Annotated in this window: 22 protein-coding genes; 14 read left to right on the top strand and 8 right to left on the bottom strand. The window is 58.6% G+C overall.

Going from position 1 to position 25104, the window contains the following annotated elements; genetic code table 11:
* Positions 1 to 96 precede the first annotated feature (96 nt).
* Entirely contained in the window at positions 97 to 447 is a 351-nt protein-coding gene (locus HJB89_RS19310) for a hypothetical protein (RefSeq protein WP_221150407.1), read from the bottom strand.
* A gap of 147 nt (positions 448 to 594) precedes the next feature.
* Positions 595 to 1239, bottom strand: a complete 645-nt coding sequence (locus HJB89_RS19305) for a helix-turn-helix domain-containing protein (RefSeq protein WP_207585790.1) — start codon at positions 1237 to 1239, stop codon at positions 595 to 597.
* A 150-nt stretch (positions 1240 to 1389) separates the two neighbouring features.
* Between HJB89_RS19305 and HJB89_RS19300 the strand changes: the two genes are divergently transcribed.
* Complete coding sequence (locus HJB89_RS19300) at positions 1390 to 2355, top strand: hypothetical protein (RefSeq protein ID WP_221131127.1); 966 nt, start codon at positions 1390 to 1392, stop codon at positions 2353 to 2355.
* Between the two features lie 66 nt (positions 2356 to 2421).
* Here HJB89_RS19300 and HJB89_RS19295 read toward each other — a convergent pair whose 3' ends face one another.
* From HJB89_RS19295 to HJB89_RS19285, 3 genes are all read right to left on the bottom strand, one after another.
* Positions 2422 to 4227, bottom strand: a complete 1806-nt coding sequence (locus HJB89_RS19295; protein ID WP_207585788.1) for a hypothetical protein — start codon at positions 4225 to 4227, stop codon at positions 2422 to 2424.
* Between the two features lie 62 nt (positions 4228 to 4289).
* Positions 4290 to 4952, bottom strand: a complete 663-nt coding sequence (locus HJB89_RS19290) for a response regulator transcription factor (protein WP_207585787.1) — start codon at positions 4950 to 4952, stop codon at positions 4290 to 4292.
* Positions 4918 to 6165 (bottom strand): sensor histidine kinase, encoded by a 1248-nt coding sequence (locus HJB89_RS19285; RefSeq protein ID WP_207585786.1) that lies wholly within the window; start codon positions 6163 to 6165, stop codon positions 4918 to 4920. Before HJB89_RS19285 ends, HJB89_RS19290 begins: the two co-directional genes overlap by 35 nt.
* Positions 6166 to 6663: 498 nt before the next feature.
* Here HJB89_RS19285 and HJB89_RS19280 point away from each other — a divergent pair, with 498 nt between their 5' ends.
* From HJB89_RS19280 to arcC, 4 genes are all read left to right on the top strand, one after another.
* A complete protein-coding gene (locus HJB89_RS19280) occupies positions 6664 to 6870 on the top strand; it encodes a hypothetical protein (RefSeq protein ID WP_207585785.1) in 207 nt (68 codons plus the stop codon).
* 146 nt (positions 6871 to 7016) lie between these two features.
* Positions 7017 to 8246, top strand: a complete 1230-nt coding sequence (arcA, locus tag HJB89_RS19275; protein ID WP_207585784.1) for an arginine deiminase — start codon at positions 7017 to 7019, stop codon at positions 8244 to 8246.
* Between the two features lie 37 nt (positions 8247 to 8283).
* The gene (locus tag HJB89_RS19270; protein WP_207585783.1) at positions 8284 to 9288 is read left to right on the top strand and encodes an ornithine carbamoyltransferase; all 1005 of its coding nucleotides are present in this window, start codon (positions 8284 to 8286) and stop codon (positions 9286 to 9288) included.
* A 1-nt stretch (position 9289) separates the two neighbouring features.
* Positions 9290 to 10225 (top strand): carbamate kinase, encoded by a 936-nt coding sequence (gene arcC / locus HJB89_RS19265; RefSeq protein WP_221150406.1) that lies wholly within the window; start codon positions 9290 to 9292, stop codon positions 10223 to 10225.
* 117 nt (positions 10226 to 10342) lie between these two features.
* On the opposite strand, the gene HJB89_RS19260 is transcribed toward arcC, so the two are convergent.
* On the bottom strand, positions 10343 to 11698 hold the full coding sequence (locus tag HJB89_RS19260) for an amino acid permease (protein ID WP_221150405.1): 1356 nt from the start codon (positions 11696 to 11698) through the stop codon (positions 10343 to 10345).
* Positions 11699 to 11978: 280 nt separating this feature from the next.
* Here HJB89_RS19260 and HJB89_RS19255 point away from each other — a divergent pair, with 280 nt between their 5' ends.
* From HJB89_RS19255 to HJB89_RS19215, 9 genes are all read left to right on the top strand, one after another.
* On the top strand, positions 11979 to 12338 hold the full coding sequence (locus HJB89_RS19255; RefSeq protein WP_207585780.1) for a hypothetical protein: 360 nt from the start codon (positions 11979 to 11981) through the stop codon (positions 12336 to 12338).
* Positions 12339 to 12825: 487 nt separating this feature from the next.
* Entirely contained in the window at positions 12826 to 13752 is a 927-nt protein-coding gene (locus HJB89_RS19250) for a cation diffusion facilitator family transporter (protein ID WP_221116262.1), read from the top strand.
* Between the two features lie 163 nt (positions 13753 to 13915).
* Positions 13916 to 16177: an arginine/lysine/ornithine decarboxylase gene (locus HJB89_RS19245; protein WP_207585779.1), complete on the top strand. Its 2262-nt coding sequence runs from the start codon at positions 13916 to 13918 to the stop codon at positions 16175 to 16177.
* Positions 16174 to 18561: an ornithine decarboxylase gene (speC, locus tag HJB89_RS19240; RefSeq protein ID WP_221150404.1), complete on the top strand. Its 2388-nt coding sequence runs from the start codon at positions 16174 to 16176 to the stop codon at positions 18559 to 18561. The genes HJB89_RS19245 and speC overlap by 4 nt, the downstream gene beginning before the upstream one ends.
* A complete protein-coding gene (gene potE / locus HJB89_RS19235) occupies positions 18558 to 19913 on the top strand; it encodes a putrescine-ornithine antiporter (RefSeq protein ID WP_207585777.1) in 1356 nt (451 codons plus the stop codon). Before speC ends, potE begins: the two co-directional genes overlap by 4 nt.
* A gap of 16 nt (positions 19914 to 19929) precedes the next feature.
* The gene (locus HJB89_RS19230) at positions 19930 to 20856 is read left to right on the top strand and encodes an amino acid ABC transporter substrate-binding protein (RefSeq protein ID WP_207585776.1); all 927 of its coding nucleotides are present in this window, start codon (positions 19930 to 19932) and stop codon (positions 20854 to 20856) included.
* A gap of 22 nt (positions 20857 to 20878) precedes the next feature.
* Positions 20879 to 21973, top strand: a complete 1095-nt coding sequence (cax, locus tag HJB89_RS19225; protein ID WP_207585775.1) for a calcium/proton exchanger — start codon at positions 20879 to 20881, stop codon at positions 21971 to 21973.
* A 257-nt stretch (positions 21974 to 22230) separates the two neighbouring features.
* Entirely contained in the window at positions 22231 to 22566 is a 336-nt protein-coding gene (locus HJB89_RS19220; protein WP_207585774.1) for a potassium channel family protein, read from the top strand.
* A gap of 220 nt (positions 22567 to 22786) precedes the next feature.
* A complete protein-coding gene (locus HJB89_RS19215) occupies positions 22787 to 23023 on the top strand; it encodes a hypothetical protein (protein WP_207585773.1) in 237 nt (78 codons plus the stop codon).
* 93 nt (positions 23024 to 23116) lie between these two features.
* Here HJB89_RS19215 and HJB89_RS19210 read toward each other — a convergent pair whose 3' ends face one another.
* Positions 23117 to 24226, bottom strand: coding sequence for an AI-2E family transporter (locus HJB89_RS19210; protein WP_207585933.1), 1110 nt, complete (start codon positions 24224 to 24226; stop codon positions 23117 to 23119).
* A gap of 32 nt (positions 24227 to 24258) precedes the next feature.
* Entirely contained in the window at positions 24259 to 25101 is an 843-nt protein-coding gene (gene ppk2 / locus HJB89_RS19205; protein ID WP_207585772.1) for a polyphosphate kinase 2, read from the bottom strand.
* Positions 25102 to 25104 lie beyond the last annotated feature (3 nt).

The raw sequence follows: 25104 nt of genomic DNA, 5'->3' as shown, positions 1-25104 counted from the left end.
TGACTTCAAGCCGGCCAGCCCATAGTCTGAATCCTGTTCTAAATTAATCGGTTAAAGCATGATTTCGTCCGAAAACCGCTCACACTTTCGGCATCTCTAAGGTTTCAAATCATAAGCTTGTTGCGATGCGCGAAGCTCCACCAATGTCTTGCCGACACAGCTGCCGCCTCCCGCCCCACCGATCGCCTTAGCCTTTCCATCAAGCGTGATCGTGCCGGCGATCCGATCAGATGCCACATAAGTCGCCACACCGTCATGGGAGACCCGCGATATGTAAAACGCATGGTACGTCTCATTGTACTTGCAATGGATGACCAACGGAAACTGGGAGAAGGGATCGTCCTCGGCGCGGGCGACGGTCACTTGAGAAACCGCCCACAACGCTGCCGCGCCGATCAAGCCTGCAACAAATCCCTTGGTCGGTCTTTTGCGGGACGCATCTGTCATGGTTCAATCCCCTTTGTTGCGGTCCAAAGCGCGTCGCATCAAACTTTATTCATCCGACGCGCCTTAGGCCTTTGTTTTTGTGCATGTCGTTATCCCGGAACCGCTGCACACTTCCGGGCGACATGCTTTAGGCGATGGCCGCTTTCGCTAAATCGTTAAGGCGATGAGTGCATCGCGGTCGAGAAGCCGGACAATTCGTTGCGATTTGCCGTTGAGACGAAGGATGTGTTTTTCCCGCAGCTTCGTGAAAGAGCGGGCAACCGTTTCAACCGTCAGGCCAAGATAGTCGGCAATGTCGCTGCGACACATCATGATATCGAATTCCGGATCCTCGGGATGACGGTCAACCATCTCCTGAACAAAGGCCGCAAGGCGCTTCAGCGCGCTTTGCTCGCTGATGATGAGTTGTTTTTGCTGTGCCTTCGCAAGGCCCGTCAGGGCAATCTGCAAAAGATCGATGGGAACGACTGCGTCCTGATTGGTACGAAACGGTCTTATGCGAGTTTCGCAGATGGCTTCTGCAAAATCGGTTCGCACATTTCCGATCTCGAGCCCGAACCATTCGCCCTTGCCGCAGAACGATAAGATGTGCCGCTGGCCGTTCGATGTCAGGCGGTATATCCGGACTGCGCCTGCTTCGACCTGGTAGATCGCAATAACGTGTTCGCCTTCGCTATAGATCGTCTCGTCGGCGCTGAATTTTATTGACTGATCTTTTGCCGCCCCTGAACCCGCCCTGTGGCGGTGGTCGGGAACCGTCGTGTATTTTCCGATCGCCTGAGCCTGAAACATGTGCATCGCCCCCCATCCGACGCTGCAGCATAAGCAATCGTTGCATGTCCCGGTATTCGAGATACCCCTTACGTATTGCTACGGAAGCAGGCGATCACGGACTGGTGTATAAGCTATTGCCCCTGGAGAGCCGTATCGCGGGAGGTCTAAATGGCACCGGAAGAGGGAGGGGACAGCCAGGCACGACAAGAATCCGCAAGCATTCGTGCTCAGCTTGATCGTATGCTCGCAAGTTCGGAATTCCTCGCTCCCGAACGCGGGCGCCGCTTTCTCCAATATATCGTAGAAGAGACGCTCGATGGGCACGGCGAGCAGCTCAAGGCCTCTACGATTGCGCAGGCGGTATTCGGACGCGATGCCTCCTTCGACGCGCAGAACGATCCTGTTGTCCGTATCGAGGCGGGGCGTATCCGTCGCGCAATCGAACGATACTATCTCGTTTCCGGAGGCAGCGACCCGATTCGGATCACCATTCCCAAGGGGGGCTATGTTCCGCACTTTTCGAGCGGTGAAAACGACTCCAAGCCAGGCGACGTGTCTGCGCCAAGTTACGAGAAAAAGGAAAATCCCCCCGGACACGAGCGACCGCTGACCTATCGAGATCTCCTCCTGCCGATCGGCATTCCGGCCCTGTTGGGCGCTATGGCGGTTCTCGCCCTCATCCGTCCCCTCGCATCCTACCTCTTGCCGGCGGGGACGCTGCCAGCTCCTGCCCAGTCAATGCTGAACAGCAAGACCAGGATTGTCGTCGAACCCTTCGCAGCCCTCGGGGCTACCGCGCAAGGAGCAGACTTTGCGAAGGGAGTGGTCGATCAACTCATCGCCAAGCTCGTCAAGGTGGACGACTTTGTCGTGCTCGCTCCCGGGCAATCCGGCATGGAGCCTATCGGCCCGCTCTTCAATTTGCAGGGAAGTGCTCTTGTCGAGGGCGGCGCGGCTCTACGTCTGCATGTCCGCCTGATAAACGGCGCCGATGGCACGGTCGTCTGGGCAAATCAATATGATCGCGACCTCAGTGATCAAACCATTCTCGATGTCGAGGATGAGGTTGCCGCTCAAATCACGAAGGAGATTTCAACCAGCCGCAAGCTGGGCCGTTCGGGCTCCGAGCCATAGCCGTCGCATTTTGAGTCTTTACCGTCGTCTTCTCGGGTGATCGGATTTTGGGGCGACGCGCTATTTTTACGATGGGAGGTTGACGGCCACGCCAGCGGCGCGCAGCCCGTCAAAAAACCGCTCCTGATCTTCCGGGCGCTTAAGGCGTAGGGAAATCTCCTGGCGGATGTTCGTCATCAATGCGGGCGCATTGACATGGAGCCAATCCTGTTCCAGCTTGGCTTCATCCATCTTCCCAGCGGCTCCAAGAATGGATAGCAATACGAGGTGACGCATCGGGCTGCAGTCGAGATCGGATTTTCGAGACCACCGTTCCGCGGCTTCCATATCGCCCCGCATAAATGCGCAGAGCGCCATGCCGCCTTGGTAATAGCCTTGGGGGCCGACATTTTTGTCGATTGCGACTGATATCAACTCGCAGCCTGATTGCCATTTTCCGGACATCGCCAGTCGCAGGCCGTATTCGCCCGCAACCTCCACATCGTTCGGATTTGCAGCATAGGCTGCAGTCCCGGCCGCCAGTGCCTTGTCGATATCCCCCCTGAAGAAGTTCACCAGCATACTTGCCCGCAGCACCTGGGGATCGTGCGGCGCGAGCGAAGCGGCCCGTTCGGCCGAAACGGTTGCAAGTTCGAGAGATTCGACAGAGGGCGATGTCCCGAGCTTGTAGCGAAATCTGATTTCGTCAAGGTAGACCATGGACAAGAGCGCCCAGGATGTAGCGCTATCAGGCGTTCGCCGGGTTGCCTGCCACAAGCATTCGCGTGCAGCGCTATGACTTTGAGCGGTCATCGTCTGGACATAACTCTGATAGGCCAAGGTACAGACATAGGCATCCCGGTTGCCCTTCTCCATTGGCGTGGCGAGCACACTTGTGTCGGCCTGAAAGATGGCGCCATGGGGCTGCGCTATGGCGCCGACGATTTGCCGGGCGACACTTGTTTGAATGCCGAGCTTGTTTTGAGCGCGAAGATCGGCATCGAAATTACTGGCCCAAATGACCGCCCCGTCTGCTTGGCGCACCAGCCTTGCAACCGAGCGCAGCTTGCGTCCGTCCATCTGGATGTTGCCTTGAAGCGCGTAGTCAGCAACAGCGGTATGATCATTTCTTGACGGATCGGCGACGACGACGATGTCATCGCGTTGGGCGAGCTGGCCAATAATGTCGTCCCTCAGGCCGCGGGCGATATCCAAACTGGAGTCAACGGAGCTGCTCGTTGCAAAAAACTCGACAGCGACCGTCGGCATGGAGGCAGCTGACGGCGGAGAACTGGTCTGGGCATGTCGCGCAACCAAAAGTCCCGAGGCAAGCGCGAGGAAAAGAAGCACGAATACGGCCAGAAGTCCGGTTGCGACGCCGCGAGCGGTCGGCAGCGCCGGAGGCTGCCCCTCCTGAAGCGGATGTCGTTGATCCGCCAGGTCTGCGGCAGGCGCGTTTTCCGGGTCGCTCCGAGGTGGCGCCGGTACCGACGCGTCCCGGGTATATTCGAAATGCGGCACGTATCCGCCCTTAGGCACCGTTATGACGACCGCGTCCGCGTGGCCTGCGACGAGATAATAGCGTTCCAGGGCTTTTCGTATCCGGCCAGCCTCTATGCGTACGACCGGGTCATTCTGCGGGTCAAATGAGGCTTCCCGACCAAAAACCACATTTGCAATAGTAAATGCCTTCAGGAAGCTTGCTCGTCCAGCGAGCGTTTCGTTGACAACAAACTCCAGGAAATTTCGCCCACGTTTCGGCGCGTGAAATTCTTCGCTTCCGAGAATTCGCTGAACTTGCTTGCAGATTTCCTCAGCGGTCGGTGTAAGCGTGCTGAATAGATTGACCTTTGCTGCGTTTCTCATGATCGCCCCCACGACTTGATCACGCATTTATAAGCGTCTTCTAAAGCACCATAGCTGAGTAGATTGCAGTTGCAAAGGTTAGTTTTGGCCTATCGAGCGTAGGCTGGCCAGACCGGTGAGGTCGGTCCGGTTTCAGTCGACTGCGCAACCGCGTCAACGGTCATGGCCATGCGCATGAGTTCCGCCAGATTGCGGGCGCCCATCTTGGCCATCACGTTGGCGCGATGGACTTCCACCGTACGCGAGCTGATACCCAGATGATAGGCGATCATCTTGTTCTGCAAGCCGTCGAGCACGCCGGTCAGAACCTGATGTTCGCGATCTGTGAGCTGACGAACACGCGCCGCGACGCTCTCGGAATCGACGATTGTGTGACTTTGCCGCCTTTGACCCATTGCCAGGTTGATGGCCGCGATCAGCGCTTCCTCCCTGAGAGGTTTTTCCAGGAAATCCGATGCCCCCGCCTTCATCGCGTTAACGGCTGCACCGACATCGCCCTGGCCGGTAATGACGATTGCCGGAACGTCCGCACTCAGCCGATGCAGGCGCTGAAGCAATTCGATGCCGTCGACATCGGGCATGCGCAGGTCCGTGATCAGGCAGCTTCTACCCGAAAGGGGCAGAAGCTCCAGAAACGCGTTTGCGCAGCTGTGCGCCCGCACGGCAAAACCTGCCGACACCAGCAAAAATGTCAACGATCGTCTCAACGACTCCTCGTCATCGACGAGATGGATCGTAAGGTCGTTCGCCATCTGTCTTGGTCTCCACCAGCGGAATTGAGAACGAGAAGATCGAACCGCTCTCTCTTCCTTTGTGTGCGCTTATGCGGCCCCCATGCGCTTCAACAATGCGCTTGCACAATGCCAGGCCCATACCGAGGCCATGTGGCTTGCCGCTCACGAAGGGGCGAAACAACGTCTCTTCCATCTCGGCTGCAATCCCACAGCCGTTGTCGGACACTTCAACGACGAGAGACGAGAAGTTCTCTACTGTCGTCCGGATCCCGATAGAGGGCTGCTCGGCACACTCCGTCGCCTCCAAAGCGTTGCGGAGGAGGTTTGTGAGCACTTGCACCACCTGAACGCTGTCTGCGAGAACGACGTCCCGCGCTGCCTTGAGTTGGAAGTTCGTATGAAGGTCTTTTCGCCGCGACCCCATAAGCGCGAGTCTTATCGCCCGATGGATCAGTTCGTGCATCTCCTGCGGTTTCCGCTCGGAGGTGCCGCGCACGGCGAATTCTCTTATGTTCTGGACAAGACTACCTGCCCAGAGCGCATTCTGTGTGATTTCCAACAGTGCTTCACGGAGTTCTTCGTCGCGCCGGGGGCCATCCGTGGCGAGGCGGCCGCAGCCTTGGGAATAAGCTGCGATGGACGACAGTGGCTGGGAAAGTTCATGCGCAAGGGTGGATGCCATCTCTCCCAATTCAATCACTCTTGCAAGGCGGGCAACCTCGTGCTGAAGCTCCTGAACTTGCAGCAAAGTCTCGCTCTCGGTTTGATAGTCCTCGAAAATCGCCGCGGTGAAGAAGCCTTTTTCGCCGTGCTTTCTGACGATGGTCAAGGCAGTCGGGAATTGGGCTCCGCTCTTGGTGATCGCCAAGCCGGCACGCACTGCGCCGCGGTCTCCCCATCGTCCCTTGAGTTGAACATTCGGTGTCGCACGCCAGACAAAATCGATCTTGCGGCCAATCAACTCGCGCTCTTCGTAGCCGAACAATGCGACCGCAGCCCTGTTGCAAGCTGAAATTTCGTGGAGATGGCTGATGAAAAACACCGCATCCGGCATGTCTTCGTGGAGTTGCCGGATCCAATCCATCCGCAGCCCGTCTTCTTCTTCGGTCAAAGCGCCCACCGGCTCGGGGTGTGGCAGTTGCGGCGTCAAGGACCATGCTTGACCCACCACAATCGCGGCGGCGGCACTGGTTTCGGCAACGACATGCGGTGCCTCCATCTTGATGGACATGATGGTCTCCTCCGCCCTTTGAGACGCATTGGCCCTTGGGACCGTCGTTCTTCTCGACCGATGGCGTAATACTACCATCTTTGGATGAGGAACCGGTGTAGGATCGCGTAGCCTCTATTGTTCTTCCTTGGGGCTTTTGACGCGATCCTGTCGTTAGCGCTCGCCATGACCCTATTGATTCGGCTCAATGCGTCCGCTTCATTGTTCTATTATTGTGAGAAGCAAAGGCTACGTGGCCATGTGAGGGAGTTGAATGATCAGAACGTTTGTCCTGATGGCAACCTGATCTTTTACTCGAATGAGCGATGCCAAAAGCCGGTCGGATCTATCTCCGCACACAAGGCGCGTGATTGCTGTCTTATCGCAATGCCAGCGCATAGCGGGTTCATTCGATGGCCATAGGCAGCTGATCGAGGCAAGGCATGCCGGTGGAATAGCGTGCCTGAATGACACCTCGCATCCGGTCAACCCGATGAATCGTTGGGGGAGGGCGCGGCGATGTGGCGGTTGCCTGTCGAAGCTCCGTTCGAACTTGATATAGAGCTCGCTGTCATCGACGATGACGGCGTTCATGCGCTGGTTTTTCCTTGCCAGCGTCTCCCCGGTGGCTGGATCAATGCCATGACGGGTGAAGTGCTCGACGTTCACCCCACCCATTGGCGGGTATGGCAAATCTATCGATGTGTCGTTTCGGGCCTCCAGTGAATGCGACCGCATTCCCTTGGCTTCACCCACCACATACTGCGTTACCGATTGTCTGCGATCAATGACATGACCGAGCCGGCCCAAATAGTGTGATGGCCAATAACCAGCGGCGGCGCCGCGATCCAAAAAGCTGCAGGGAGGGCCACATGCGTGGTTTCGGCGTTCACTCGGAGGTTGGAAAGCTCAGAACTGTCATGGTTTGCAAACCGTCTCTGGCGCATCAGCGCCTGACGCCTGCCAACTGCCATGACCTGCTTTTTGACGATGTCCTATGGGTGCATGAGGCTCAGAAAGATCACTTCGATTTCGTGCTGAAGATGCAGGAAAGAGGCGTAGAAGTTCTCGAACTCCACGACTTGCTTGGCCAGGCGCTGACCAACAAGCAGGCACGTGACTTCATATTGGACCGACGCATCACTCCGAATGTACTCGGCTCGCAGATTGCCGAGGCGATGCGGCCATGGCTTGACGAGATGCCGGCCACACAGCTCGCCGCGTTCATGATCGGCGGCATCGCGATCTCCGATCTGCCGGAAGTCAAGGCCAAGTCGCTGATGCTCAGTGCCTTGCCGGAAACGGATTTCGTCATTCCGCCGATCCCGAACACGCTGTTTCAGCGCGACCCCTCCTGCTGGATTTACGGCGGCGTGACCTGCAACCCGATGTTCTGGCCGGCGAGACGCGCAGAGACACTGATCCAGCGGGCGATCTATAAGTTTCATCCGATCTTTCTGGGTGGCGATTTCCGGATCTGGTGGGGCGATTCAGACAATCAGTTCGCCAATGCCTCGATGGAGGGCGGCGATGTCATGCCGATCGGCAACGGCACGGTCCTGATCGGCATGGGTGAGCGCACGACTTACCAGGCCGTTGGCCAGGTGGCGCAGGCCCTGTTCAGGAGCAAGGCGGCCAAGAGGGTGATCGGCTGTCTGATGCCGAAGAGCCGCGCGGCAATGCACCTCGACACCGTTTTCAGCTTTTGCGATCGCGATGTCGTCACGCTGTTTGCCGAGGTCGTCGACCAGATCCGCTGCTACAGCATGTACCCTAGGGATGACGACGGAACATTCGAGATTCACCCCGAAAGTCAGTCGATGCTCGATGTTGTCAGCGAGGCGCTCGAGTTGCCGAAACTGCGCATCGTGGAAACCGGCGGCAATTCCTACCAGGCGGAGCGCGAACAATGGGACGACGGCAACAATGTCGTCGCACTCGAGCCCGGCGTCGTCGTCGCCTACGACCGCAATACCTACACGAACACACTTCTGCGTAAGGCAGGGATCGAGGTCATTACCATCCGTGGCTCCGAACTCGGCCGTGGTCGTGGTGGAGGGCATTGCATGACATGCCCCATCTGGCGCGAGCCTGCATACTGACGTTTTCACCCATGAAACACACCGACGGAGCAAGACAATGAGCTTCAATCTGCGCAATCGCTCGCTTTTGACCGTGCAGGACTATACGCCACGCGAATTCCGCTACCTCCTCGATCTCGCCCGCGATCTCAAGCGTGCCAAATATGCCCGCACCGAACAGCAGCACCTCAAGGGCAAGGAGATCTGCCTAATCTTCGAGAAGACCTCGACGCGGACAAGATGCGCCTTCGAGGTCGCCTGCTCGGACCAGGGCGCCAACGTGACCTATCTCGATCCATCCGGCTCGCAGATCGGCCACAAGGAATCCTTCAAGGACACGGCGCGTGTCCTTGGCCGCATGTATGACGCGATCGAATATCGCGGATCCGCCCAGCACGGCGTGGAGACGCTTGCGCGCTACGCCGGCGTGCCGGTCTATAACGGCCTGACGGACGAATATCATCCGACGCAGATGATCGCCGACGTGATGACGATGCGCGAGCACAGCGACAAGCCGATCGCCGACATCAAATATGCCTATGTGGGCGACACGCGTTCGAACATGGGGCACTCGCTTCTTATCATCGGCTGCCTACTGGGCATGGATGTGCGCATTTGCGGCCCCAAGTCGCTCTGGCCCTCCGACGAGTACATGACGATCGCCAAGGACCTGCAGCAGAAGTCCGGTGCGCGCCTGCTGGTCACTGATGATCCCAATGAGGCGGTCCGGGGGGTCGACTTCGTTCACACCGACGTCTGGGTCTCGATGGGTGAGCCGAAGGATGTGTGGCGCGAACGCATCAAGCTGCTAACGCCCTATCAGGTCAACGAAGCCTTGATGAAGGCAACCGGAAATCGTCAGACCAAATTCATGCATTGCCTGCCGGCTTTCCACGACACCGAGACGGTATTGGGCAAGCAGATCGCGGAAGATTACGGCATGAGCAACGGCCTTGAGGTCACCGACGACGTCTTCGAGTCCGAGGCCAATGTCGCCTTCGAGCAGGCGGAAAATCGCCTGCACACGATCAAGGCCCTGCTTGTCGCTACCTTGGGAGATTAGGATGCGGATCGTTATAGCGCTAGGCGGCAATGCGCTTCTCCGGCGTGGGGAACCCATGACTGCCGATGCCCAGAGACGGAATGCGCGGACCGCGGCTCATGCGATTGCGCCGTTGGCGGGCGAGCATGAGATCGTCATAACGCACGGAAATGGCCCGCAGGTGGGGCTACTTGCGCTTCAGGGCGCGGCCTATAAACCGGAGGAAGCCTATCCGCTCGATGTTCTCGGCGCTGAAACCGAGGGCATGATCGGTTACATGCTGGAGCAGGAACTCGGCAACCTGCTGCCGTTCGAGCAGCCTCTGGCAACGCTGCTGACCATGGTAGAAGTCGATGCCGCCGATCCGGGCTTCCAGAACCCGACCAAATTCGTCGGTCCTGTTTATGAGAAGGCGGAAGCGGACCGGCTGCACGCCGAAAAGGCCTGGGTCTTCAAGCAGGATGGGGAAAAGTGGCGGCGTGTCGTTGCCTCGCCGGCGCCCATGCGCATCTTCGAAATTCGTCCAGTCCGCTGGCTGCTGGAACAGCGCACGATCGTTATCTGCGCCGGCGGCGGCGGCATCCCGACGATGTACGAAAAAGGGAGTGACCGGAAGCTGATCGGTGTCGAGGCGGTGATCGACAAGGATCTATGCTCGGAGCTTCTGGCGCGCGAGCTCTCCGCCGATCTTCTGATCATGGCGACCGATGCTCAGGCCGTCTGCACCGACTGGGGCAAACCGTCAGAGAAGGCGATCCATTGCGCCCGCCCCGATGATTTCAAGCAATTCTCCTTCCCGGCTGGATCGATGGGTCCCAAGGTCGAAGCCGCCTGCCATTTTGCGCGCACAGTGGGCGGGACGGCGGCAATTGGCTCGCTTGCCGATATTGCCGGAATGGTGCGCGGCGAGCGCGGGACGATCATCAATAGCGGCTTTGATGGCCTGACCTGGCACTAAAGCGCGTCGCATCAAATCTGATTGATAGGCGCTTTAGCTTTTTGTTCTTATGCATGGTCATTATCCCGAAACCGCTGCACACTTCCGGGCGACATGCATTGATCTTTCATGACAAACTTATCGCGAGAGCGCCGGGTGCGTTGCTGCACTCGGAGCCGCCTCTTTGTCTCTCGCACCAGCTGCATTTCGCCTTTGCCAGACATAGACGGGGATGCCGAGCATCAACAGGACCAGGCCATAAAGCACCGGCTCGGCGCCGGAGCCATAGAGAGTGAAGATCGCAAAGAGAAAGGCGATGAGCTCGATTGTGCTGACCTTTGGCATGTGCCCGTGCGTCACGCCTGCCACAAGGGTCCTGGCCAGCGAACAGAAGGCGTAGGGAACGACGGCGGTCATCGTGCTCAGCCCGACCATCAGCCGATAGACGGCGGCAAAGCCTTCTGAGCCGATCGCTTGAACCAGCACCAGAAGCGTTGCAAACGAGGCTGAAATGACCATGCCCCATGCCGGCACGCCGCGCGGCGAGAGCCGCGCGAAAAGCGGCGGAAACAGCCCGTCGCGGGCAGCCGCCATCGGAACCTGGCCCATGAGCAGGGTCCAGCCGTTGAGCGCTCCGATCGAGGAGATCAGGACCGCGATAGAGATAGCCAGTTCGCCGGTGCGCCCCCACATGATCCCGGCGGCCTGGGAGAAGGGTGCTACCGAATGAACAAGCTGCTCGCGCGGGACGAGGCCCATCACCACGATGGTGCCAAGCACGTAAAGAGTGGCGGCGATCGAGATCCCGATCACCGTCGACCGGGGAATGGTGCGCTCGGCGTTCTCGACATCACCGGCAGGAACGGTCGCCGATTCCAGCCCGAGATAGGCAAACATCGTCAGTGGCGCCAGCGTCGCGACCGATTGCAGCAGCGGCTGGCCGCTCGGATTGAATTCGGAGAAATGCGACGGATCGATATAGAGAAGACCGATAATGGCGACCGCACCGAACGGGAGCAGCTTGGCATAGGTGGTAACCTGCGCGAAGAGGCCGGCTGCATGAACGCCGCGAAGATTGACGAGCACGATCGCCCAGATCACACCGAGGGTCAGCACGGTCGCGGCGAAGCGATTGCCAAGGGCAGGGAAGAGATCGACCATCACTCCGGTAAAGGCAATGGCGATGACGGGCAGCGATGTCCAGATGGAGATCCAGTAACCCCAGGCGATCAAAAAGCCTGCGAAATCGCCGTAGGCGATTCTCGTATAGGCGTAGGGTCCTCCGACGGCGGGCACAAGGCTTGCAAGACGCGCGAAGGTGAGACCGAGGCAGATCGCACCGGCACCCATAAGGATCCACACGATGATCGCCAGATTGCCATAGGGCGCGACGGCAGCCGGGGAAAGATAAAACCCGGACCCGACCATATTTCCGACCACGATGGCGGTGCAGGCGGCAAGCCCCAGGCTCTTGCCGTTTGGCGACGTTGTCATGAAGACCTCCCGAGAATCTTCCTTTCCGTGCCGATGCGCTTTCGGACAGCGGTTCCTCGGCATGATCTTCCACCCAAACAATAGGCGCCGCAATCCGGTTCAATGCGTAGTCTGCAACCGTCCACTTTGCCGCTAGAACAGTGTGCGTGGCCATGCGGGAATGGCCTCTTTCCATTCATCATGCTCTCGCCTGGACACCATTGATCGAACTCAATGCCCGGCTCCTGCGCATGGGCTATCTTTCGCGCCGAGGAACATTTTGTTCTCAGGAGTTAAAGAGATGAAGATGGCCGTGATCATTGGAGTTGCCGCGTTGACTGCTTTCGCCGGTACCCTTCCGATACAAGCCCAGCAGGATCGACGCGAATTTCGAAGAATGAACTGGAGTGAGAGTTTGCCTGACGCGGTGCGGGCTTATCACGGCAAAAGATTCACGATCGTGAGCTACAGGGTCGCAGGTTTTTCGGAGACCGGTTCACACCCACAACCAGGGAGTGAAGAACACGTTTCAGCTATCAGAGCCGCAATTCGGTCGAACAAATGGCTCGTGGCGCAGCTCAAGACCAAAAAGCTCGGGCCGAACGATATCGAGTGGGTGTCACGGGCACGCAACGGCAACATGACTTTTTATACTAAATGACGATTATCGGCGCTGACGTGCCCCACGAATGTCAGGTCGAGGCGGGTCGCACCGCCTCCCATGATCTCCCAGACGATGATCGCGAGTTTGTATAGCGGCTCACCTCGACCGAGCGGAAGACGCAAGCCTGGCCCACCGTGCTCCCACCACGGTAGCGGAGTAGGCCGAGACTGCCAGGCTTCTGCCATTGGGCGATGAGGCTGTCTAACCGCTGCCCTGGCTTTCGCAAATAGCCATCACAAGCGAGATTTCCATCCAAACTAAAGCATGTCGCCCGGAAGGGTGCAGCGGTTCCGGGATAACGACATGCATAAAAACAGAGGACTAAAGCGCGTCGCATGAATCAAGTTTGATGCGACGCGCTTTAGGCGCTGCAATTCGGTCGATGCAAAGTCGCCGATCGTTCCGAATCTTCCATGCTGAATGCCTTCAAGATTAGCGCGGAGACGTTAGAATGGGCGGACCGGTGACCGCGCGGGAGGTGGCGATGTCGAACGAACAGGGATTTTTGCGGATCTCGATCGCTGCGACCATCGTGGTTGCCGTACTCGGTGTCGTTTTCGGCATCCTTTCGGGCTCGTTCTCGATCGCTTTCGATGGCGTCTATTCACTCGCCGATGCAGCCATGACCGGGCTTGCGCTCTGGGTTTCGAGCCTGATCATAAGATCGACTAAGAGCGACGCCCGGTCCGGCAGGATTCGAAACCGTTTTACCATGGGCTTCTGGCATCTGGAGCCGATAGTCCTCATGCTCAATGGCTGCCTGCTGATGACGGTCGGGGTCTATGCGCTGATCAGCGCCATCATCAGCATCTTGAGCGGCGGCCATGAACTGCGCTTCGGCATGGCGGTCGCCTATTCCGCGGCGACCCTGCTTGTCTGCGTGATCATGGCCGTCCTCGGCATCCGGCTGAACCGCCGGATCAACTCCGATTTCGTCTCGCTCGACATCAAGGCCTGGATCATGTCGGGCGGCATTGCGTTTGCCTTGCTTCTCGCGTTCCTCGTCGGCATTGCCGTGCAGGAGACGCAAGCCGCTTGGCTTGCCAGCTATATGGATCCGCTTGTCCTGACGTTGGTCTGCCTGGTCATGATCCCGCTTCCGATCGGCACCGTCTGGAAGGCGCTGAGCGAAATTCTGCTGATTGCCCCGGTCGAACTCCAGCAGCATGTCGACCGGGTCGCCGCCGAAATGGTTGGCCGCCTCGGCTTCCTTTCTCACCGCGCCTATGTGGCCCGGGTCGGCCGAGCAACGCAGATCGAACTCTACTTCATCGTGCCCGAAGGGCTTCCTCCGAAGACCGTGGAGGAATGGGACGCGCTGAGAGACGACATAGGGAAGGCGATCGGGGACGAGAGCGCCAACCGTTGGCTGACGATCGCCTTCACCGCCGACGCGGAATGGGCAGAGTAGCCGTTGTCAGGCATTGTCGCTCCCTGCTGATATCGAAATGCTTCGCTTCACGTTGATTGCAATCAACGACGCTGCTCCACGCGTCATGTACGATCCTCCAAACTGAGATGCACGCCGCTGCATGGCGGCCACAGTCTTTGACCCCCGGTTTCTGGAGGAATGCATGGAATTCCAGATGGCATTTCCGATAGCCGTTATCGACGAGGATTTTGATGGCAAGAACGCAGCCGGACGCGGCATGCGTGATCTGGCGGCCGCGATCGAAAAAGAAGGCTTCCGGATCGTCTCCGGCGTGTCTTATGAGGATGCGCGCCGGCTCGTTCAGATCTTCAACACCGAATCCTGCTGGTTGATTTCCGTCGACGGCTCCGAGGACAAGACTACGCGCTGGCAGGTGCTGGAAGAGGTTCTGACCGCAAAGCGGCAGAGGAACGACCGCCTGCCGATCTTCCTCTTCGGCGACAGCACGACTGCGGAAGACGTCCCGGCTACCGTGCTGCGCCACACCAATGCCTTCTTCCGGCTGTTCGAAGATTCAGCGGAATTCATGGCGCGCGCCATAGCGCAGGCTGCGCGGAACTACCTCGACCGGCTGCCGCCGCCGATGTTCAAGGCGTTGATGGCTTATACACTCGAGGGCGCTTATTCCTGGCACACACCTGGCCACGGGGGTGGCGTCGCTTTCCGCAAGAGCCCGGTTGGCCAGCTCTTTTACACCTTCTTCGGCGAAAACACGCTTCGTTCCGATATCTCCGTATCGGTCGGCAGTGTCGGATCGCTTCTCGATCATGTCGGACCGATCGCCGAGGGTGAGCGCAATGCGGCGCGTATTTTCGGCACGGACGAGACCATGTTTGTCGTCGGCGGTACCTCGACAGCCAACAAGATCATCTGGCACGGCATGGTGGGACGTGGCGATCTCGTGCTGTGCGATCGCAACTGCCACAAGTCTATTCTGCATTCTCTGATCATGACGGGCGCGACGCCAATCTATATGACGCCGTCGCGCAATGGGCTCGGTATCATCGGCCCGATCTCGAAGGACCAGTTTAAGCCGGAATCAATCGCCCAAAAGATTGCCGCAAGCCCCTTTGCCGGGCAGACCAGCGGCAAGGTCCGGCTGATGGTGATCACCAACTCGACCTATGACGGGCTCTGCTACAATGTCGACGCCATCAAAGAGGTATTGGGCGACGCCGTCGAGGTGCTGCACTTCGACGAGGCTTGGTATGCCTATGCCAACTTCCATGAATTCTACGATGGTTTTCACGGAATCTCGTCGACGAAGCCGGCGCGATCCAAAACCGCGATCACCTTTGCCACGCATTCGACGCACAAGCTTCTGGCTGCATTCTCGCAGGCATCCATGATCCACATCCAGCATGCCGCCACCAAGCGTCTGGACATTACGCGCTTCAACGAAGCCTTCATGATGCACACCTCGACCTCGCCGCAATACGGCATCATTGCCTCCTGCGACGTCGCGGCTGCGATGATGGAGCAGCCGGCAGGGCGTGCGCTCGTTCAGGAAATGATCGACGAAGCGATCAGCTTCCGTCGGGCGATGAACGCTGTCAGAAAACAGACGGAAGCAAGCTGGTGGTTCGATGTGTGGGAGCCGACGATTGCCGACGAGACGCCTAGCGACACTCATGCCGACTGGGTCCTCAAGCCGGGTGAGGCCTGGCACGGGTTCGCGGACCTTGCCGAAAATCATGTCATGGTCGACCCGATTAAAGTCACCATCCTTTCGCCGGGCTTGTCCGCAAACGGCATGATGCAAGAACACGGCATTCCCGCCGCGGTCATCACGAAATTCCTCTCCTCCCGTCGCATCGAGATCGAGAAGACCGGGCTCTATTCCTTCCTCATTCTCTTCTCAATGGGGATTACGCGCGGCAAATGGAGTACGCTTGTCACCGAGCTCATCAATTTCAAGGACCTCTACGACGCCAATGCGCCGCTGACGCGCGTGCTGCCGGCACTCGCCGCAGCCCATCCGGAGGCCTATGCGGGCATGGGGTTGCGAGATCTCTGCGAAAACATCCATGCGACCTATCGCAAGGACGACGTGCCGAAGGCCCAGCGCGACATGTACACGGTCCTGCCGGAAATGGCGCTACGTCCTGCCGATGCCTATGACCGGCTGGTCAAGGGGAAGATCGAGAGCATCGAGATCGACGATCTCATGGACCGCATCCTCGCCGTGATGATCGTTCCCTATCCGCCGGGAATTCCGCTGATCATGCCCGGCGAGCGGATCACCCCATCCACGAAGTCCATTCAAGATTATCTGCTGTATGCCCGGGATTTCGACAGCAAGTTCCCAGGTTTCGAGACGGATATCCATGGTCTTCGCTTCGCTCCAGGCGATGGCGGACGCCGCTACCTGATCGATTGCATTGCAGAAGGGGCGCAAGAATGATCCCGCGAGATGTGAAGTCTCCGACGGTCGCCATACCGTTTCACAAAATGCTGAAGATCGTGGCCGTCGTCGATCGCGATAATCCGCAGGCTGTGGAGCTGCTGGCGCAGATTGCCGCCGAGGGTTTCGAAGTGGAACTGCGCGACGGCTACTCTGCCGACGTGTCCGAAGATGCAGCCGTCGGCGCCTATATCGGCTCGGTCGAGGGCGGCTGGCTGCCGGCCGCGCGCAGCTTCCTCCGCTCCGTCAGGGATATCGGCTTCGCTACGCCGATCTGGGCCATGGCGGATACGCTGACCGTTGCGGATATGGATGTGGTCGAAATGGCTGGCGAGGTGGAAGGCTTCGTCTATCTCGGACAGCAGACGCCTGCCTTCTATGCCAAGCAGATCATTTCCAGCGCGGTCAACTACGGCAAAACGCTGTTGCCCCCGTTTTTTGGCGGCATGATGGCTTATGATGGTGAGGCAAATATCGCTTTCGACTGCCCGGGTCATCAAGGCGGCCAGTTCTATCGCAAGTCACCTGCCGGGCAACTGTTCTTCAAATATCTGGGTGAAAGCATTTTCCGCAACGATCTCTGCAATGCGGACGTCGATCTTGGCGACCTTTTGATCCACGAGGGGCCTGCCGTGGAAGCCCAGAAGCAGGCGGCGCGCATCTTCGGCGCCGACCGCACATATTTCATCTTGAATGGAACCAGCACCTCTAACAAGGTCGTCGCCAATGCGGTGCTGCGCAGCGGCGATCTCGTGCTCTTTGACCGCAACAATCACAAGTCCCTCCACCAGGGCGCTCTGGTGCAGGCGGGTGCGATCCCGATCTATCTGCCGACGGCCCGCAATGCTTTCGGCATGATCGGGGCGGTCGACTGGGCCGCCTGGGACGAGAAATGGCTCCGGCAAAAGATCGAGGAGCATCCTCTCGTCAGCGACAAAGGCCGGGCGAAAGCTGAAAGGCCCTTCCGGCTGGCCTGCATCCAGCTCGCGACCTATGATGGCACGATCTACAACGTGCGGGAGGTGATGAAGAAGATCGGCCACCTCTGCGACTACGTGCTCTGGGACGAAGCCTGGATCGGCTACAATGCCTTTCATCCGCTCTTCGAGGGACACAGCCCGATGCGGCTCGAGGATCTTCATGCGGACATGCCGGGTCTGTTTTCCACCCAATCCGTGCACAAACAGGGGGCGGGCTTCTCACAGGCCTCGCAAATCCACAAGCGGGACGAACATATCAGCGGCCAGCGGCGGTTCGTCGAGCACAAGCGGTTCAACGAGTCGCTGCTGATGCACGTTTCGACCTCTCCATTCTATCCGCTCTTCGCCTCGCTGGATGTCAACGCCAAGGTTCATGAAGGCAAAGCCGGCGAGATGCTGTGGGACCGCTGCATCGAGCTGGGGATCGAGGTGCGCAAGAAGCTGCGCGGCTTCGTTCAGCACTACGAGTCCAACGCCGCCGGCACTGAGGAACAGTGGTTCTTCGATCCCTTCGTGCCGGACAAGGTCAGTGTTTCCGGTTCAAAACACACAAACGATCTCGAAGATGTACGGTGGGAGGATGTCCCAACAGACGTGCTCAAGCGCGAGCAGCAATGCTGGCGTTTCGATCCGCAGGCAAAGTGGCACGGTTATGCCGGATATGCGCCCGGCTATACCATGGTTGATCCCAACAAGCTTACGCTGCTGACGCCCGGCATCGATCGGAAGACCGGCGAGTATCGCGAGTTCGGCATTCCGGCGACGGTTGTCGCCAACTATCTGCGCGAGCAGCGGATCGTGCCTGAAAAATGCGACCTGAACAGTCTTCTCTTCCTGCTGACGCCGGCCGAGGATGAGAGCAAGCTGAACACCCTTGTCGCCAAGCTGGTCAAGTTCAAGAACCTGTGGGATCGTGATGCGCCGCTGCAGGAAGTGCTGCCCACGGTGTTTGCCGCCAATCGCCAGCGCTATGCCGGCTACACGGTCCGGCAGATTTGCCGCGAAATGCACAGCTTCTATCGTGAGGCCGGTGTCAAGGAGCTGCAACGCCTCTGCTTCCGCTCGGAAAGTTTCCCCGAACCGGCAATTGCTCCGAAGCAGGCCTACGAAGCGCTGGTGGCCAACAACGTCGATTACGTGCCGCTGACGGAGGCTGCCAATCGCATCTCCGCAACCCTGGCGCTGATCTATCCGCCAGGTATCGGCGTGATCGTCCCCGGCGAACGCTGGGACGACAGGGCGCGCCCAATGCGTGACTATTTCCTGGCTTTCGAAGAATCCTTCAACCGCTTCCCCGGCTTCAACTACGAAGTCCAGGGCGTGTTCCAGGAACGGATCGATGGCCGGATCAAGTTCTACACCTACGTCGTGCGCGAGCAGGGGGGCGAGAGGATCTCATCATGACCGAGAACACAATGCATCTTGCGACCGAGACGGCCGCTAAGAAGATGAACCTGGTTCAGCTCACCTTCATCGTCGCCGTCAACATGATGGGATCCGGCATCATCATGCTGCCTGCAAACATGGCGCAGGTCGGCGCCATCTCGCTGCTTTCCTGGCTCGTGACTGCCATCGGCTCAATGGCTATCGCCTGGGGGTTCGCCCAGGCCGGTATCTTCAACCAGCGCCCGGGGGGAATGTCGGCCTACGCCGAGGACGCCTACGGGAAGGATGGCTTTTTCCTGGTATTCTTTCTGTATTTTCTGTCGCTTGCCATCGGCAATGTCGCGATTGGCATCTCTGCGGTCGGTTATCTCGCGGGCTTCTTTCCCGTATTGACCTCGACGCCGATCATGACCTGTCTGGCATTGATCGTTCTGCTCTGGCTGACGACGGCGGCAAATTTCGGCGGACCGCGCATCACCGGGCGTATCGGCGCAATCACCGTTTGGGGCGTGATCATCCCGGTCGGGCTGCTTTCGATCATCGGATGGCTCTGGTTCAGTTCGAGCACCTTTGCCGAGGCCTGGAACCCGAAGGGATTGAGCCTCGGCCAGGGAATGGGCTCGAGCATCTCGCTGACGCTCTGGGCTTTCCTCGGCATGGAATCGGCAGCGCAGAATTCGGATGCCGTCGAAAACCCGAAGCGTGATGTGCCCCTTGCCTGCATGTTCGGCACGCTTGGCGCAGCCGTCATCTATATCCTGTCGACCACAGTCATCCAGGGCATCGTGCCGAACCCGGAACTCGCAGCCTCAACCGGTCCGTTCGCGCTGGCCTATGCCAAGATGTTCAACCCGATGATCGGCTCGATCATCATGGCGCTTGCAGTCCTTGCCTGTCTTGGTTCGCTTTTGGGCTGGCAATTCACGATAGCGCAGACCGCGCGCACCGCCGCCGAGGGGAGAATGTTCCCCGCCATATTCTCGCACGTCAACGAGATGGGCGCGCCGGTGAAGGGGATGATCATCCTTGGCATCGTGCAGACATGCCTTGCCCTGATGACCATTTCTCCGACGCTCAGCGAGCAGTTCTCCGCATTGGTCAACCTCGCGGTCGTGACGAATGTGCTGCCCTATATCATCTCACTGTCGGCACTGTTCGTCATCATGAAGGCGGCGCGGGTGCCGCCTGCGAAATACCGGCTGAACGCCGTCATCTGCATGATCGGCATGCTTTACAGCGTCTTCGCAATCTATGCTTCCGGCAAGGATGCGGTGATGGGGGGAATGCTGGTGACAGGGATCAGCTTCATTATCTACGGCCTGATCGCACCGCGCTTCGCCGTCGGCGTGAGCCGTGTGCCGTCCGAGTAGCGGGAGAGGAAAAACCATGCCTATCAGCAAAGGTCGATGGATCGCAACGGGCGCCTCCATCTTCATAGTGGCGCTGTCGTCGGTGGGTTTAGCGCCCGCTGTCGCTCAGACGCTGGACCGTGTCCGCGCAAGCAGTTCGTTGAAATTGGGCTACGAGCCCGATGCGAGGCCGTTTTCGTTCAAGACGGACAATGGAGCACCCGACGGCTATGCGGTTGCCCTTTGCAACAAGGTTGCTGACAGTGTGAAAGCCGAACTGAAACTGTCGCGGCTCGATGTGGAGTGGGTATCTCTGAGCGCCGACGCGCGGGCGAATGCTGTTACGGATGGCGTGGTGGACCTCGTCTGTGGCGCAGAGCCGGTCACCCTCAGCCGCAGGCAAAAGGTCTCATTCTCAATCCCAATCTTTCCGAGCGGCACCGGGGCCGTGGTCAGCGCCAGCGCCCCGTTGGCTTTGCGGGAGGTGCTAGAGTATGGCGAACCGACGAACCGGCCTGTATGGCGAGGCTCGCCCGCGCGCACGATACTCGAGCATAAGACCTTCTCGTCCGTAGCGGGCACGACAAGCGAGCGTTGGCTGTCGGACAGGATCAAGACCTTCCAGCTCGCCGCGACGGCGACATCCGTCGACAACTTCCAGAAAGGGATCGAGCGCGTCCTGGACAGCCAATCAGCTGTCTTTTTCGGAGACATGCCGCTTCTGATGGACGCCGCGGCGCGCAGTGATAATTCTGGAGATCTGATTGTTTTAAAACGACATTTTACCTATGAGCCGCTCGGTCTTGAACTGGCGCGAACAGACGAGGACTTCCGGCTAACGGTCGATCGAGCATTGAGCCAAGCCTATGCGGCGAAGGATTTCCGCACATTGTTTGCAACATGGTTCGGTCCGCCGGATGAGGCGACAGTCACCTTCTTCCAACAGACGGCTTTGCCGGAATAACACCACCCAAGGGAGCGAACGGTTGAGCCTCCTTTTGAAAGAGATCCGCGACAGCCCCATGCTGTGGTTGCTGGTCGCAGTGCCGGTGGTGTTTATTGCTGCGGCGGTGATGCCTGAGGCCCACACGGCGCTCTTTGTCCTGTCGGTGCTTGCCATCGTACCGTTGGCCGGGTTGCTCAGTCACGCAACCGAATCCGTAGCCGCCAAGACGGGTGACGCCGCAGGCGGGCTGCTTAACGCGACGCTCGGAAATCTCACCGAGCTGGTCATTGCGCTGGCTGCCCTGCGCGCCGGCGAGTATACGTTGGTAAAATCGTCGATTGCCGGCGCGATCGTCACCAACACGCTGTTCATGCTGGGCGCCTCTTTTCTCCTGGGCGGGCTTAAATACCACTTCCAGGAGTTCAACCGAGCCAGTGCGCGTCTTCAAGCCGGCCTTCTCTTTCTCGCCACCGTTGGGCTTCTGATGCCCTCGGCGGTTGCTGAAATGGACTCCACCTCGGCGTCGGCCGTCACCCAAAAACTCAGTCTCGGCCTGTCGGTTCTTCTCATTGTCGGGTACGGACTGGGGCTGTTGTTCAGCCTCAGGACACACCGCGAGATTTTCGCCGCAGCAGAGCATGCGGAGAGCGACGAGATGCCGTGGCCGATCGGCCTCGCCCTTGCCACGCTTGCTGGCGTCACCGTCCTCGTCGCGCTGGTGAGCGAGATCTTCGTCGAATCGGTGCAAAAGGCAGCTGAAGCGTTCGGAATGACGCCAGCCTTCGTCGGTTTCATCGTCGTCGCACTGGTTGGCGGGGCCGCCGAAATGGCTTCGGCGTTCTCAGGCGCTCGTAAGAACCGGCTCGATCTCAGCGTCGGCATCGCGCTCGGAAGCGCTTCCCAGATTGCGTTGTTCGTTGCACCCGTCCTGGTTTTGCTGAGTTACGTGATCGGTCCGTCGCCGATGAACCTGCAGTTCTGGCCGGGAGTCGTGGTGATGGTCCTCCTTGCGACCATCACGGCGATGTTCGTGACGAATAGCGGACGGTCGGCATGGTTTGTCGGCGTGTTGGTGCTGATGGTCTATTCGATCTTCGCCATAACGCTGTATGTCCTGCCCCCGCAAATGCAGTGACGTCGGCTGCAGTGGAATGATGCCCGAGCCCGATGCGGTGCGATAAGGGTTCCGCGATGCTCGACAGCGCCGTGCATCTTTCCCGACGCGCAAACGACGCTCTAGAACAGGATGGTTGTAGGTCAGGTCGGCCTGAATCCTGTTCTACGTTAATAGTTATAGCATCATGTCCTCCGGAAACCGCTCACACGCGGCTGAACTGCAGAAAGGTGGAAATCGTGCCAGTAGGAAAAGGCGATGAGCCCGGCGCCAGGCAAATGAGACGTCTGTTCTTCATTGCGCTCGCCCAGCAGCTTCGTATCATTTGGCCAATCCTGTCCGGCATCGTGTCGGTAATGATCGTTTCTGGCCTGGCAATATGGCGCATCGAGAATTGGAGGATCGACGAAGCCCTCTACTTCACCTTTGTGACCGGCCTTACCATCGGATATGGTGATTTTACGCCCAAACATCTGTCGGCTCGGATGTTTGCCCTGGTGATCGGTTTTGCCGGAATCGTGCTGACCGGCGTCGTTGCGGCTGTCACCGTGAAGGCCTTGAGCGCAACCGATCAAGACAGCCGGAATGGGAGATACCAACCAGATGAGCCCTGATACCGATGCGGCTGCGGCTGCTATCTGTTGGGCCAAATAAAGGGACGGTTTTTTCGTGCTTGTATCTCGGCGTTCACCGTACATCCCTTCGACGGCCGACGCGTCGATCCCAAAGCGGCCCGGCCGAACCTTCCATTTTGAAATTGCATGGATCTGCGCGGGAACGATCTGATGTTGATGCAGTTCGGGCACCTTGCGGACGTGAGTGCGGAGCTAATCGATGGGCAAAGAGTGTGGACGGAGGAAATTGATGCTGAGGCTCCCCGAGTTCCGTCCTGATTTGGCCGATCAGGCCAGTGAGGCGCTGGGCGAGATTTTTGAGGCTTATGATCTTGCCGCCAATGCTCTGGACCGCTTCCGAAGGCAGCATCCAAGGCAACAGACGCTGATCAACGAGTACGAACAAGTCTGCCGCGAAATAGAGCAAGAGGTCGTCGTCTATTGCACCAAAGACTGAACACGGAGAACACCCGAGAGCGTTCATCGAACAGACGGAGATATTTCATCTAAGCCGTCGCACGACGTCAGAATCTGTTTGGGCCGACTGATTTCAAGCCGCGTTCGATCCGTCTGGTGCATCTGATGGCCATGCCCAGGCTCTCAGAAGTTCATAGAAGACACTCAGGACGATCGGTCCCAAAAATAGCCCCAGCAGACCGTATGATAGGGTGCCTCCTATCACGCCGATTAGTATGATCGGCATGGGAGTCGAGAGGCCCCTAGACATCAGGATCGGCTTCAAGATGTTGTCGATGAGCGTGATGGGGACCGCAATGCAGGTAAAGACGAAGGCGGTGACGGGAGACCAGGAGAACCAGGCCCAGATGATGGCGGGCAGGAGCACCAGGCCGGGCCCGAGCTGCATCACGCAGAGCATGAAGACCAGAAAAGTCAGCGCGCCGCGCGCCGGCATGCCAAAGACGGCGAAACACAAACCGCAAAGCAAGGTCTGCAGAAAGGCAACGCCGATGACACCGCGCGATACGTTTCGCACGGTCGTTCCGGCCAGCCGGGCAAAGCCGACACCTCTGTCCCCGCCGACCCGGCTCGCCAGCGCCTGAATTGCTGTCGCCAAGCGCGCCGCCCTTGTCAGAAGCAGGCCGGAAAGCATGATCGATACGACAAAGCTCAACAGGCCGCCGCCAACCGAGGCGAGCTTTGCAACAACAACGCCCATGACCTCACGAATGGGCGCCTGAAACTTGACGATGGTGGAGGCCAGGTCACCGGCAATCTGGTTCCATGTGTCATGGATTCGCTCGCCGACGATCGGCCATTCCCGCACCGCCGCCGGGGCGGAGGGGAGCGTGACGTTTCCTGTCCACAACTTGCCGATCAACGCCTGCGCGGCATCGGCAAAATTGACGGCAACGAGGCCCAGCGGTGCGATGATCAGGACAAGACAGCCGACGACAATGACCGTCGCCGCAATTCTCGGTCTGTTTCCGATCAGCCGCGTGAGCGCTTCGAACATCGGGAACAGTGCGACCGCAAGAATGGCCGACCAGATGACGATGAGTGCGAAGGGCGCGATGAGAACCATGGTCCAGTAGGTAAAAAGCCCGATGATGCCCAATCGAACCAGATCGCTAACTTTCGCCTCTATCGAAACCTGTCCGGCCTCGCTGCTTTGCGTCGTCGTCTCGGCTGATCTGTCCATCATCGCGCCCGCCAGTTCCAGGCTCGTTTTGTTTATGGCGTGACGTCGGGCACGACATGTCGGATGCTGTGATCGTCCACGAAGTCGGCCGGCCGCTTCTGGCGTTTTTTGAGATCCGGCGCATTAAACTTGACGCGTTCATAAGGGATGGATTGCAGGATGTGCGAGATGCAGTTGATCCGCGCACGTTTCTTGTCGTCCGACGGCACAATCCACCACGGTGCGTGATTTGTATCGGTCATCCGCAGCATCGCGTCATAGGCGCGCGTATAATCCCACCAGCGCTGATAGGATTCGACATCCATCGGGCTCAGCTTCCATTGCCGCAGCGGGTCGTCGATCCGACGCTTGAAACGACGCTCCTGTTCCTCCTCGCCGACCGTGAGGAAATATTTCAGCAGAACAACGCCGCTTTCGACGATCGAAGCCTCGAAGCGAGGCGCTAATTCAAGAAAGCGCTCTGCCTTCTTTTCGCTGCAGAAACCCATGACGCGGTCGACGCCGGCACGGTTATACCAGCTGCGGTCGAAAATCACGATCTCGCCGGCTGCCGGCAGATGGGCGATGTATCGCTGCATATAGATCTGTGATTTCTCGCGATCGGTCGGAGCGGGCAGCGCCACGACGCGGAAAACGCGCGGACTGACCTTTTCCGTTATCCGCTTGATCATGCCGCCCTTGCCGGCGGCGTCGCGTCCTTCGAAGATGATGACAATCCTCGCACCGGATTTCTTCACCCAGGCTTGCAGATGCGCAAGCTCCACCTGCATGCGGCCGATTTCTTTTTCATAATCCCACGACTTCTTTTTCTTTTTGTCCTTGCCGCCATTGTCGGTTTTCACATCGATCTGGCTCGGTTCGTAATTCTCGTCCATGGC

This window comes from Rhizobium sp. NZLR8 (assembly GCF_019685025.1).
GTDB lineage: Bacteria > Pseudomonadota > Alphaproteobacteria > Rhizobiales > Rhizobiaceae > Rhizobium.
This window is presented reverse-complemented; position numbering and strand designations above follow the sequence as displayed.